Source organism: uncultured Anaerobiospirillum sp., assembly GCF_902485895.1.
Classification (GTDB): domain Bacteria; phylum Pseudomonadota; class Gammaproteobacteria; order Enterobacterales; family Succinivibrionaceae; genus Anaerobiospirillum; species Anaerobiospirillum succiniciproducens.
The window spans coordinates 97,198-111,369 of sequence record NZ_CABTML010000067.1; the positions used below are offsets into that span (position 1 = coordinate 97,198).

Annotated in this window: 7 protein-coding genes; all 7 read right to left on the bottom strand. The window is 43.1% G+C overall.

Features of this window, described 5'->3' with window-relative positions; genetic code table 11:
- Window positions 1-158 precede the first annotated feature (158 nt).
- Window positions 159-1,544: a peptidylprolyl isomerase gene (locus RDO37_RS05525; RefSeq protein ID WP_308498383.1), complete on the bottom strand. Its 1,386-nt coding sequence runs from the start codon at window positions 1,542-1,544 to the stop codon at window positions 159-161.
- 326 nt (window positions 1,545-1,870) lie between these two features.
- Entirely contained in the window at window positions 1,871-4,558 is a 2,688-nt protein-coding gene (locus tag RDO37_RS05530; protein WP_308498384.1) for an LPS assembly protein LptD, read from the bottom strand.
- A 275-nt stretch (window positions 4,559-4,833) separates the two neighbouring features.
- The gene (yacG, locus tag RDO37_RS10850) at window positions 4,834-5,169 is read right to left on the bottom strand and encodes a DNA gyrase inhibitor YacG (protein WP_374045306.1); all 336 of its coding nucleotides are present in this window, start codon (window positions 5,167-5,169) and stop codon (window positions 4,834-4,836) included.
- Complete coding sequence (gene zapD, locus RDO37_RS05540) at window positions 5,169-5,915, bottom strand: cell division protein ZapD (RefSeq protein ID WP_308498385.1); 747 nt, start codon at window positions 5,913-5,915, stop codon at window positions 5,169-5,171. The genes yacG and zapD overlap by 1 nt, the downstream gene beginning before the upstream one ends.
- 177 nt (window positions 5,916-6,092) lie before the next feature.
- The gene (coaE, locus tag RDO37_RS05545; protein ID WP_308498386.1) at window positions 6,093-6,968 is read right to left on the bottom strand and encodes a dephospho-CoA kinase; all 876 of its coding nucleotides are present in this window, start codon (window positions 6,966-6,968) and stop codon (window positions 6,093-6,095) included.
- 261 nt (window positions 6,969-7,229) lie between these two features.
- Window positions 7,230-9,833 carry a filamentous hemagglutinin N-terminal domain-containing protein gene (locus RDO37_RS05550; protein WP_308498387.1) on the bottom strand — a complete coding sequence of 868 codons (2,604 nt, stop codon included), beginning with the start codon at window positions 9,831-9,833 and terminating at the stop codon, window positions 7,230-7,232.
- A 418-nt stretch (window positions 9,834-10,251) separates the two neighbouring features.
- The gene (locus RDO37_RS05555) at window positions 10,252-12,777 is read right to left on the bottom strand and encodes a ShlB/FhaC/HecB family hemolysin secretion/activation protein (RefSeq protein ID WP_308498388.1); all 2,526 of its coding nucleotides are present in this window, start codon (window positions 12,775-12,777) and stop codon (window positions 10,252-10,254) included.
- Between the last annotated feature and the right edge of the window lie 1,395 nt (window positions 12,778-14,172).

Here is a 14,172-nt window from a genome sequence, read left to right on the forward strand (position 1 = left end):
TGTGAGTGCCATCTAGATTACATCTTTGAGTGCCGTATAGATTATGCCTTTGAGTACCATTTAACTGTAATTGAGCTACGCATAAAGCAAAAAGCTCAGCACTATGGCTGAGCTTTTGAGTACTCATAGTAGCAAGACCTAAATAGGTCTAGTGCCGATTATTTTGACTTATGTAAAGCTGGATCACCTTCGATATTGGCGTTGTCAGCCATACCAGCGTTAACTAAGATAGGGTCGGTAACGCGGATGTGGGCAGTAGCGCGAATCTCACGCTCCCAAGCTGCTGACTCTTCGTTAAATAAGCGACGGAAGATAAGCTCACGAGCACGTGCCTCATAGGCCTCGTCAGAATCCTTGTCAATCTTGCGATCCTCAAGGTAGATAAGGTGCCAGCCGAAGCTTGACTTAATTGGTTGTGAAACCTCACCCACACGCAGAGCAACTAAACCCTGAGCAAAGCCTGGATCGTAACGACCAGCTGGAGCATAACCAAGCTCACCGCCTAAAGATGCAGAGCCAGTATCCTCTGAGTATTTCTTGGCAGCCTGAGCAAAGCTGATACCGCCAGAAACAATCTTATTACGCAGAGCGTTGAGTTCGCTTACAGCAGCCTCATCAGAGAAGATGATGGAGGTCTTTAATAAGATATGCTTAGCCTTGTAGGTAGTTACTGGCTCAACTGCCTGATTAGTAACTTCGTAAAGCTTGATTAAGTGCAGACCAAAAGGTGAGCGGATAGGGCCAATGACGGCACCTGGATTAGCCTTTAAGATTGCAGGTAAGAATGGTACTGGTACTTGGCTTTCAGGAACGAAGCCGATATCACCACCCTGTACAGCGTTGCTACCCTGTGCATACTGAGCAGCTAAAGCGTTGAAGTCAGCACCCTTGCTTGCCTGGGACTTAATGGTATTGGCAATAGAGGTAACGCGGTTTACCTCATTGTAGCTAGCGTTAGCATCTAAGCCTAAGATGATCTGACCTAAGTGGTAGCTTGGCTCAACGTTGCCGATTTTGCGCAGGTTCTTAGCAAGCAGTTCAACCTCAGCATCAGAGATGCGCACACGACGACGAACCTGATTGGTACGTACTTCGTTGATAACAAACTCTTCGGCAAACTTCTGACGAGCGGTAGCTAAATCTACATTACCAAAGCTCTTTAAAATATCGTTTACTGAGGTATTAGAACGAGCTGCAGTTTGAGCTAATGCCTGGTCGATTTGGGTATCGGTTAAGGAAATGCCATAACGCTTGCCAATCTGAACAATAATAGAGCGGGTGACTAATTGCTCTAAAGCAGCACGGCGTGCTGTAACTGCATCTACGTTGGCACCACGGCTCTTAAACTGAGCTTGTGCAGCTTTTTGAGCAGCATCAAGTTCGCTACGTAAGATGATGTCTGAATTAACAACAGCCACGGATGAGTCCAGAGTGAGCTCTTGTGCCTGCGCTGTTGAAGCGACTGAAGAGGCACAAAACATAGTGCCAAAGGACATAACGGCCAGTGCTGTTGCAATTGACTTGTTAATCTTGCTTAATACCATAGCGGCTTTCTCTCAAAACTCTTCCGAACGTCGGTCATGTCGCGAAATTCTAACATACAGATACCTAATCGTATACAAAAGACGCTCAACAAGCGGCATATTTGCAATTTTTCTTAAATCGGCACCTGAAGATATGTTTGTGTAGATGGCTACTTAAACGAGCCTCATCATATCTCTAGAAACTTAGGCAAAACACTGCTAAGGATACAAAGCACAACATTTGCTTTACACAATTGAGGAGCAAAATGTGGCGGTAGATACTAAAAGGCCCTGCTATTTTTAAGCAGGGCCTTGTGATGATGCTAGGCGTTAGCAGAGATGTTTGCTTAGCGGTTGAGATCGGTTGGGTCGAAGTGCTTGAGCAAACGAGTGTCGGTAAAGTTGCGATCGAAGTCGCCAGTAACATTAACGGCACCTGCACCCTTGAACTCAAATTGGATACCAAAGATATGGTCACGCTCATGCTTAAGGGAGTCCCAATCACATGAGTTGTAGTTCTCATAGACAAAAGATAATGACCAGCAGCAGTCTTCAAACTTAATTGCTGCCTTGGTATCGATATCTTCGTTTTGCTCTAAGTCGTTATAAGCGGCAAAGCTAACGGAGATCTTTTCATTGATTGGAACAGATGTGACTAAGCCTAATTGGCTTAAGTCTACTAAATCGTTAGCTAAAGAGCGGTTACCCTTGTCAGCAAAACGATAGCCTACCTGAACTAATAAGCCGTTTTCGTTCTTATACTGAGTCATGGCATTCCATGACTTTAAGTTATCTTCCTCAGTGTCATAGCTAAGGCCGGCATGCAAAGTAAGACCATTAACTGGCTCTGCATTAAAGAACATGGCCATTGGGCTACGTGGTGAGGTATTAATTGGGTCACGTGGCGCTAAGGTTACCTTTGAGGTATTAAATGAGTATGTCTGTGACACACCAAAGCGCACAATCTCGCGATCATGTGGATCTAAGAGTCGTGAGGTTACACCCATAGTAATCGCGTTGATATCAGCGATACGATCTTTACCTGTGTAGTTTCTAAATGAGAAGTTTGAGTAATAATCACTCATGCGGTCGGTAGTATCGTACAGTGCGATATTCGACTGATCTTCATATGGAATGTATTGGTATAAGACCTCAGGCTCAAAGGTCTGAGTATGTCTTAAGTCTAAAACTTTACGCTCAAGAGTGGTCTTGGCCTTGATTTGAGCTAAATAAAGGGCGCGATTTACAGATGAATCAAGCTCAGTAAAGCCTAAATTAGTTCTGTAATAATCAGGCATATCCTCAATGCTATCTTGTGAATAGTGAGTAAAGAAGCCTCTTAAGCTCGCATCAACTGAGGTGCCACGCATGTTGAATAACTGCATGCCGATCTCAGGTTCAAAATGGATACGAGTTGCCTCAAAGTTCTGAGCACGAGAGTCTGATGAAGAGCTAAAGCGCGTCATCTCACCATTAAAGTTAAGGGTGAGAGAACCTACAGTGCTGTAGTACTGTCCAGAGATCTGCGGCAACATTGAGAAAGGACGGTGACCTAAAATTGTATCTGGCTGCAGACGCTGATAGTCTCGGGCTTCTGCTTGGATATGGAAGTCTGGACGATCATAGGCGGCCTTTAAGGACTGCTTTAAGTGGTCATCGGTGACATTGGTTTCTTTTGCACCGAGATCATCAAGGTAGTCGTAGTCGCCATTGCGTACGCGCTGATAGTCGATATCAAAAGTCAGATCATTATTAAAAAATGAGCTAGTGTGCTTCCAACGGAAGAAATAACGTGAGTCATCATCAAAGTTTTCTGACAAGGCCCAGTCATTGTCGTTAGGTATATAGTCAAAGATAAAGGTGCCAATAGAATTTTCAATTGGCATATATCTAAACTCATTGCCTAAAAGAAGACCACGTTTACTCATCAAACGAGGAGTAAAGGTGTAGTCATAGTTTGAAGCAATAGACCAGTAGATTGGTTGCTCGTAATCAGCACCGTTATTGGAGCTAATCGATACAGATGGATATAAAAGACCTGACTTGCGTCGATTCGTAGTCGGGAAGTTTAAGTATGGTAAGTACAATACAGGCACGTCTTTAACATAAAGAACGTTGTGATAAGACTCGCCAAATGAATCATTCTGGTCAAGCTCTACAGAGCCAGCTTTAAAGTACCAAGAGTTATCTCCCACTGGGCAGGTGGTAAAGGTAAAGTCCTCAACCTCAGTGCTCTTTTGCTCATTGTTCACTGTGACTAATTTGCTAGAGCCTCGAGCTACAGAGCCATTTAATTGGAAAGTAGCATCAGAGAAGGTAGAGACATTGCTTTTAAGATTACTTTCAAGACTAGCAGGGCTGTTAATAGTCAGCTGTGGCGTATGAATAGAGATGTTGCCTGAGGTAACTAAGGTACCTGCATCGCCATCATAAACAGCCTCATCTGCTTTGATAAGGCGGTCGCCTTGGCTGACAGTCACGTTGCCTGAGTAGGTTAAATTCTGAGTACCGCTAGCAGTTACTTCATTAGCGCTAATATTTACTGGAGTAGTTTCAAGGTCAAAGTTTTGCGGCTCAGAGTAGGCTGGAATACCGTAGTAGCACTCCATGTCACGCTCAGGTACTGGCATGAATGGAGAAGGACGCCATGGATTCTTGCTTAGGGTAGAGATAAGACGCAGTGGGAAAGTAGATGCAGCGGCTAATTGGCGATTAGACAGATACTGTTGTGTGGCAATATTTTTGACCATAACGCCATAGATATTGTCTGCAAATTCAGTAACTGAATTTAAGCGCTTAAGCTTAGCTTTCTCAACGGGGTCGATGCTATCACTATCAATACCACTTGATTGCTGCTGTTGCAGATAGGCAAGTTTGCTATTGGTAGTGGGGGCTTGGCCTGATGCAGCTAATTGATTAGATGGAGCAATGCCACGAGCTTGCTCATTAGCAAGTGCAGCTCCCTGGCCGTAAAGGATGCATGTTAGCGTAAATGCTAAAGCACTGACCTTAAGATGTGGTTTATGTTGGCGCATCAAACTATTGACCCTTAAGGAAAACAAAACTGCTCTGTTAGCTACTCTACATAACAGGCAGTTGCCACATGTGACTCAGTTGAAACTGATATCTTATGCCTACAGTAATACTTGCATCTATCTTCAATAAAGCACGAAAAATGGCCATAAATAGGCCTAGCTTTATGGAAAACTAAACGCGCAATCGATAATTTTAACACAAAGGCTAAATTAAGCCCTGATGCTTTTGGGGGATGTGATGTTAAAGCGGCATCAAAGGGCTAAGAGAGGCTACACTATAAGTTCTGATCTGGCAGATTACGTACAGGCAGGTTTGGATCTGAAAGCAAATCGGCATCTTCGTCCTCATTAACTTCCTTGCCTGGCACAGCATGCTTTTCATCTGCCCAAGCGCCTAAGTCTAAGAGTTTGCAGCGCTCAGAGCAGAATGGACGAAATGGATTGTCGGTCGAGTACTTGATCTTCTTTTTACAGGTAGGACAAGAGACCATGATTACTTGAGCGCCATCATCATTAGATGTCTCATGGCTAGTATCAGAGCTGTGACCTTGGTTGGCCTCTTTTTCGATCTCGTCGTAGGTGCCTGGTGGGAGCAGGTCTTTAAGGCTCATTAAAGAATGCCTCCACGGACATAAGCAAGTTCAAATGAGATATCACCAACCGGAGCTCCCTTTACAAAAGGTAAGAAGCGTACGTTGATGTTAGATTGGAAACCACTAACCACAGGATAGCCGCGTACGTGCTTTGGGTACTTAATAATAATAAGTTCGCAAGGCTCTGAGGTTTCTTGCATAAAGCCGTTAACTGCAAGACGTGCTTGGAAGTCTGAGAACAGACGCCAGAGCTTTAAGATGCAAGTAACTGGAATGCGGATGCAGTCAAGCTCATGTAGCCACTTGCCAATCACCTGACGCTTTTCTTCAACTGGAAGCTGGTTCCAAAAGAAGAACAGCGGGGTATCAAAGCAGTTAACACCAGATGGAGTTAAGAAACGAGGCTTGATACTTTCGATGAGCGGATCGTTTTGCAGTACTGTACGTTGACGAGTAAAGTTATTTAAAGCACTGTGGCCTTCTTTGACTTGCTCTAACAGTTCGCTAACTAAGGTCTGATCTGCCTCAGGATTATCCTGCCAACCACGCAATCTCTTAGAGAGTTTGTCGAGGTCTTTACCGATGTCAATCTTAAGTGCGCCTGATCCGTCGACTAAATCGATAAAATCGATAAGGCCACGTAACAAGCTGAGAGTATCGGAATTTGTATTTAAGTCAGCGCACTCGGCAACACGATTGAAAATGGTTTCAAACTTTAGATATGTTCTTGCCTTCGGACTTAAAGGGAAATCGTAAACAAACATTTTAGGATCCGCATTAAAAAGCTTGTTGTGGGTGTCTTACAACTAAATTGTGATGATTTATTAAATAATCATTATGAGGCACTAATGCACGTGTCATTCCACATAAATTTTGACACTGCGCCGCATAATAAATAACGCCGTTTAATACCAGTTGCACTCAGGTTTTGACGTTAAAGCTTAGCTATTTGCTATCTTATGCAGCTTTTGAGCATTCTTTAGGTAGCTTATATGTAATTTTAGCACGTGTGCACGCTTTTCTTCTATGTTAAGAGTGTCTGTTTTTATAACATCATCGGCATGTTGTAATTTGTATTCGCGTGATAATTGCTTATCAATGATGTTTTGCGCGGTCTCTTTTGAGCATCCATCACGATGCAAAAGACGCTCAAGTTGTGTTTCACGTGAAGCGTCTACTACTAAGATACGATCAACAAAAGACTCAAGCTTATTTTCAAAGAGTAATGGGATATCGATGAGAATGTATTGAGGGATCTCATCTTCTTTGAGTACATAGCTTGGATCAAGAGGCTCGTTTAAAGCCTGAATGCCTAATTGTGTTTTGCTCTCATCGATAACCTTTTCGCTACCATGGTTAAGATCGAGCTGAATCTTAGGCTCACAAGAATGATTAACAGAGTAATTTGAGGTATTTGCTGCAGGTGTTGTCTTGCAAGTGGCTAAGAGTTTTGCCTGAGCTTGTTCTTTAATGATATTTAAGTAGCTCTCTGGAAAAGGCAAGCCATGAGCACACAGGTCACAAAGCTCATCAGTTCTTTGTCTGATAGCAGGGTGCATGATGGAATTGAGCAAGTTGAGCTTGTTTTTGTCAGCGAAGACTACTTCACGCATCTTAGGACGATTGAGATTGCCATCTTCAAGGATAAATTCAGCGCCAAATTTCTCTTTGACTTCTTGAATGGCTTTAGAACCTGGCAAAACGATCTCACGGGCAATCACATCGCTATCTACTATACGGACGCCATAGACCTTAAAGAGATTGCCGACGAAGCTTTTACCGCAGGCAATAGAGCCAGTGAGTCCAACTTTTAACATCAGTTTTCCCCCAAGATCTTGCAATCAACAATGAGCAAATCATCACTAGTTTATTAGTCTTGATACTATTTAAGCCTGATAGAGCACAGATCGCAAGTGGCATTTTAGCTCTAAAGTGAAATTTAGCTTGATGAGCTAGGAAGGTGGACTAAACGAGCAAGGAGGGTGGAGTAAACGAGCAAGGAATTTTTTGGGGAGGGTAAAAGCAAAAAAGGCCGGGCTATCACTCCGACCTTTAGTTAAATACACGACCGCATCGTATTAGTTATTTGCAAGCAGTAACTTTTCTAAGCTTGAATCGCGGTTTTGAGCGAATGTATCTTGCTCATTATCTTTGTCGATGTTCTTATCATCGCCCGCACCGCTTGCAGTATTGTTCTTTGTCTGTTGCGATGATGCCAATAGCTTTGCACCTTTAGCATCAGTTTGATCCTTGGCCTTAACCGTGTTGTTAAAGGCAAATAGTTTAGCGTTGTCATCGCCGTTAATTGTTTGATTGTGGTGAGCAATTACGTAGGCATTAAACTCACTGTCATTTGACAACTCTGTATTTTCTAAAGCTGCATAGATAGAGTCGCTATAGTCATTTACACCTGTTACAAGGTGGCCTCTAGATGGCAAAACGGTTTGACTTGCAACACCCTTGTATGAGCCAATCTCTCCGCAATGAGAGCACTTGGCAATTTCAGGCAGAGTATCTGTTTGCTTTAAGTTTTCAACCTTTGGTGGAATCTGTGGATTTGGCTTAATGTTCTCACCTGGGTTTGGAGTAGGAACAGGCTTTGGTGGCTTAATGACAGTTAAGGTGCCATTGTTGATCTCTACTTCATAGTTGTTGCTATGTGATGCTCCCACGATAGTGCCATCAGGACGCAGTGTCAGGCTCAAATTGAGATCATCAAACTTGTCGCCTTTGACAAGGCCAATATTGATAAGCTCATCGTAGTTGTTAATGGTGTCTTTACCTGGCTTTAAGTTTGGCTGTTTGCCATCGGCAACTACTTGATTAGCAATGTCTACAACGAGCTTTTTCTTGTTGATATTTAAAGTAGCCTTACCACTAGCACTGTCATGACGAGAAGTGCGATCTTGCAAGGCAGCATCTCCACCTGCGTTGCTATCCCAGCTTTCGTCTGCATACTTGTAGCTAAAGAAATAATCATGGCCATTGTCTAAGCTTTCTTTGCGTGTGGTGAGCTCAAAGACATGATTACCTGCATTTTGTTGAGTAAAGTTGGTTTGATTGGTTTTAGTAACGAGACTATCAAGATCAAAGCCTTCGTTATTCACAAGCTGATGATAGTCATGCTTAGTGCCATCATAAGTAAAGTTAAAGTCCTCTACATAAAAAGGCTTTAAGAAGGTCTTGTGCTTGAGCTTTAGGCTAGGATCATCAATAGAGCCATCTACTGCATAGCTCTCATAGAACTCATCTACACTCATGCCTGAGTTAATAGCTTCCTTTGCAGCATCTGCAAAGGTGGTAGCTACTAAGAGGCCGTTATTACTTTGACCAATGCCCTGTAAAGAAGAGTTATTAAAGCTATGAGCACCCACTACTACATTGTGCTTATTTAAGGTGCCAGAGTGTGAGCCAATGAGCGTGCCTGCATTAACTAAAAAGCCTTGCTGTTTGGCGTTATCAATAGCTTCTTCAGCATCTGAGTTATAGCTTGAGAGCACATTGTTAAGGGAGTTATTACCCTCCATAGATCCAACTAGTGCGCCAATGCTGCTCTTATTATCAATACGGTTAGCATCATCAAGGAGTACATCAAAGTTGCTGATCTCTACATTGATAATGTCACTATCTTTTGCATAGCCAGACAGAGCACCGATATTGAGCTTCTGTCCTGCAACTTTAGCATCTGTATCTACATTGCTGTTGACGATCTTAAGGTTTTTAACACTAGCACCATCAAGCTTGCCAAAGAGGCCATAGTCACCTGCCTTATCTGCCTGCATAGAATAGGTAATGCTGTTAAAGGCACCATCAAAAGATCCACTAAAGGCCTTGCCTTGATCTTTGCCTAAAGGGATATGGTCAGTAACAATGATGTCATCAGCTAACCAGAAGTTCTTATCTAAATTCTGATTGACTCTATCGAGCTGGTCAGCCTCATAAATAGCGATCTCTTTGGAGTGGTCAACATAGGTATTTTTCTTTAAAGTGCCAGAGGACTTTATATCATTGGTAGTGGCAGCACTATAGCCATTGTCTTTTAAAAACTCACGATAGCTCTTGCCACCGGCAACATGCTTTTTGTCAAGATCGCCACCAATGTCAATGCGGTCAATTGAACTATTAAGCTCAATGGACTTAGGCAAAGTGTTCTTAGACAAGGTGTTATCGATACTGCCGATGACAATATGGCCAGCGTTGATCTTAATGTCACTTGCTTCAATGGTATTTAAGGCCACTACCTTGCCCATACCACGATCTGATGGCATAGCATCAAGATTGATTGGCGGCAGAGCAGCTTGCTTAAACTTATCCATTAACTCTTGAGATGGCTTGTTAGTGCCCAAATAAACTTTATTGAAGTTTAAGATCTTAGAGGTGTTGCTAAGGTGAATACCATTTGGATTGATGAGATAGACATTGATGTTGTTTTTATTTGCTGCAATGCGACCATCAATGTATGAAGCTCCTGGGCCTTTGACTACATTTAAAAATGACATGGCCTGACCTTTGTCAGCAGAGAAAGTCACAGATGCGCCTTTGCCAACATTAAACTCTTTCCACACCATTAAGGCGTTATTGCCTTTGCCAGTGATTTGCATAGTAGTGCCAGCTGGTGTGGTTGTAAGGCCTGCATTGACAGCATGGTCAAGTACTGGAAGCATATTACGTGGAGCTGCCATAACTTGTGAGCTTAAGGTCAAAGCCGCAAGAGCGCTTGCTAAGGTAGCTAAGCGTACATGCTTGTGAGTGTGAGATTCATTGCCCTTACTGTGAGTATGATAGTCATTGCACTTACTGTGAGTGAGAGAGGCTTTGCACTGGCGAATCATCATAGATTTTTGGCGCAACTTGCTGCCACATACGGCTTACGTATGCGCCATCTCCTGTATAGAGTTAAACCGACTTCTTAAGTGCTCATCAATTGAGATACAAGAAGCAGCGGTTTTTATGTGCCCCACCATAGTGGAGCTGTGAACAAGTCTTGTTGTGCCATGCCGCTTTGCGTCATGGCACAGATTAAAATGCTTAAGCAAGCCCTGATAACTTGGCAAAAGGGCTCATATTGCAAGGTGGAGTAGTGAAGGCTACTTTTCTTCTTTAGAAGGTGTAGCTAAATTTGAAGTTAAGGCGGCTTGAGTCTTCAACGTAGTCAAGCTTGTTGCCAAGCACGTGGCTTACATCAAACATGGCATTCACGCCGTAGCGACTATACATAAGAGAGATACCAGCTGATGCGGCTCTTTGAGCTTCATAGTCATGGGTGAAGAGTTTGCCAGCCTCAATATGTGGTGCGATGACTAAACCCCAATTTACGTTAGGCATATACTGCAGGGACTGTTTGACAACGATGCCGCTATCTCCGCACAGATCTGCGCTTTGATAGGCAAGCAGTCCGTTTTCACCGCCAGCTTGCATTACCTCTGATCCGTCTAAGATGGTGTTCGACAGTTGCACGTCAATATTGGTAACTGTTGATAAGTTATCGCCTAAGATGTAGTTATAGCCAACATTACCGTTGAGCTTTACGAAGTTGCCATCAATGCCTAATTCGTAGTCATCATCATTGACAATACGTCCTGCACTTAAGCGCACCGAAGAAGAGATAAGAGCGTTACCAACAAAGTCTTTGCTACCCGAGAGTTGTAGATAGGCAGTATTGGAGTGCTTCTTGGTCTTAAGATCAAAGGCTGAAAAGTCGGTAGTCATCTTGCGATAGACATAGCCAAACTGTAAGTTAGCAATAGCATTGCTTGTACGATACAGCGGCTCACGTAAGAAAGCTTCAAAGGTAAGCTCCTCGTTTTTAGTACCGAGCTGACGATAAATACCGCCTAAGTCAGCATGGGAGTAACACAGGGTAGCTCCTAGCAAACTTGGGTGAGAGTTTATCGGTATGGCATAGCCAATAGAGTAGTCAGCTTGCTCTTCATTAGTGTGTGAGTAAAAGAGATTGAGCCTATCGGCACTGCCTGTAGGACTTAAGATCTCAAAACTGCCACTATAGCGATAACGGCCTGAGCTTTGGGAGCCAAAGTTATCCACAGCTGCAGTAAAGTAGGTTCTATCAATCCCCTTTAAAGCCATCAAATCAAGATTGTTGACGATGTTATCAGGAGTGATTGCATCAAACTGTCCTTGCAGGGCAAAGGTACCTAAGTCATTGAGCTTGAGCATCTGACCAAAGAGGGTGTTATAGTTGATGGTCTGCCCCTCTAACTTTCTAATGCCACCAAGCAGGTATTCAAGATAACTATCAGATACAAAGGACTGGTTCTCAATATGAGTTTGATTAAGCTCAGCTCCTTTGACACCGATCTTAAAGACGGCATGATCTAAGTTGATATCTTGCTGAGGCATGTAGGTCTCACAGTTAAGGTAGCCTTCTTTGCGATAGAACTCTTTTATGGTGTTGCCTACATCCTGTAAGAGCTCAGCATTTAAAGCTCTGCCTTCAAATGGTTTAATCTTTTGTGCAAGCTGAGCTTTAAGGGACGCATTATCAAACTCAGGAGCATCAATAAGCTCAATGCCCATAAAACGAATTACATCTAAAGATGTATCTTCATCGTCATCATGCACGATGGTATTGCGCTCAGTTGTAGTAACTTGAGATACCAGCACGCGATTGACATCAAGACCAGGTAACTTGCTACGCTCAATACCGCCAGGAGGAGCGAAGATAGTGCTATGGACACGACCATCCTTGGAGATCTGCTCAACACGATAGCGCTCTTTGTCAGTGAGATCTTGAGAGCTAACGCTATTTTCAAGCCCCATGCGTGAGCCAACACTATCCTTAGCTACCTGTGAGCCTAGCGCAGCAAGGGCTGCAGCGTGGGAACGTGTTGATGCCAATTGAGAGTCAGATAGCTGCTCTTGTTGAGCCTGCTTTAATTCAGATACAGCAAGATTAATGGCGGCAGTACGATTATTGGCATCATATGCACTAGTGCTTGAGTAGGCGCTTGAGCTCTGACCTAGGCTAGCTAGAGCTTCTGACTGTTCAGATGGGCTTAATAGTGGCTCATAATCAGAAAAGTCGTCTTTGGCTACAGTAGTTTGGCCAATGAAGGCAATATGATCATCCTCTGGCTCGCTAATGTCATGATCTGCAGACATCTGTTCGACCATTACTTCATATGCTGCGTGATTAATGTCAGCATAGTTATCAGCGTGACTAGCTGAATTGCCATCGGCAAGTCCATCAGCATAACCATTTACATTACTCTCAGTGAAAGCTGCTACCTTTGAATAAATCGAGGCATTCTTCTTAAAAGACTCATTAGCATTGCTGATGATGCTATCTTCGGCACCGACGTTCTTATCGCTATCTTCGACAACCATATAAGCAGTATCTTGCATGGTTACATCGTCATCATAATCATCATCGCTATCGCCATAGCTAATGTATGATGCTAACTCATAAGCTAAAACGTCTTTGGCATCATAGCCAGTGGTGCGGGCGATAGAAGAGGCAAGCTTGCTCTCAACTACAGCAGCACTCTTGCTAGTAGCACTTGTAGTGATCATGTCTAGCTCGGTTAATAGGTCGTTGTTTGCAGTTTCGGCATTTGCAGTGAAGCTGATAGCTGAAAATAACGCTCCATATTTCAAAGAGCTCATTACCTTTACTAAATTCATCATTATCACGCGCAGATACTCTTGCCTCTTAGTTAAAGCAAGTCATATGTCACTCGCGTCTCCTCAAATACAAATCGTTGGTTTCCCAAACTAACAACTTGGCACTGTGTAGCTAAGCGTCATAAGCTTTCGCACTTTTAACATGCTTGGCAAAGTGACTCGTACATAGCCATTAGATGCACTTTTATCTAAAAGGACTTACACAAGAGTTATAAAGCTCTGAGCACTTCCTAAAATCTGATGAGTTACAAAAGCCCCCTCACTCATAGCAAGGGGGCGGCTTCAGTCAACTCGCGATGCATAAGGTAAAACTAGACTCAAAATACCGTTGCGATGGCTATCGCAAATCTCTGCACAAACTCGAAATTAGTCCGAAAATATCTTCACAAATGGCTTATATAAGCCGTTTTTATAAGGTAAAAATTTTTTAAGTAGCAAAAAGTACCATTTTGCGAGTATTTTTGACCGCTCAAATTTTTGTGATGTGGATCGCAAGGACATAGCACTATTGTCTTTACAGTTTTGCGTAAGCCATCACAAAAACTAAAAGTCACCCCAAATCACCACTTTTTCACATCAAACCCGATAAATAGGCTAAACATTTTGTGATGGCCATCATAAACAGCTATGTAATCTAACTTGTGTAAAATTTAACAATTCCCATGAGGCCCACGTCTATGATCGCCATAAAAACCACCAAAACTCCCTCAAAACCATAGCCGATCCCGTCATGCATTGGTTTGAGAGCCATTGGTACAACCAATGGTCGATGTGCTCTTAGCCATCAGTTGGTAGCAAAAGAACCTGATAGATCGCCACCATGCCACCATTTATGCCCTCATAATTTGGTCTAGAGTGTCATCTATGAGGTGTCGGGAATGTCTGTCGATGCAATCGATTCAGTGACAGCGAAGCTGTGATAGTAAGGCAGTGGTAGCGAGGCAGTGGCACTCAAGGCAGTCGATTATTCAAATGAAAGCCAGTGACTTGCGGTGCATTGAAAGTTCGCTCTCCTTCATTTGCTGCAGGCGCTTGTGGCTGCATATAGAGTTTGGGTTGAAGTTGAGCTAATGCTGGAGCTATGGCTGGTGGTGAAGATAAGCTTAAGGCAGGAGTGCAGCTATGGCTGGTGATGAAGACAAGCTTATGGCGTGAATGGGGATTGGGGTGTTCTTAGGTGTTAGCCTTAATGTTGTAACTATCATAAATGGTGCAAAAAGTACTTAGTAAAGAGTGCAAATTAGTGCATACAAACAGCATTAATAAGCCATTTATATGAGGTAGGTGGCAAATTTTAACCTAAGATGGTTTTTTTGCGTTGAGATGCATTTTGTTATCTTTCGAGTTGGTAAAATAGCAAGGCTACTTGATAGGTCT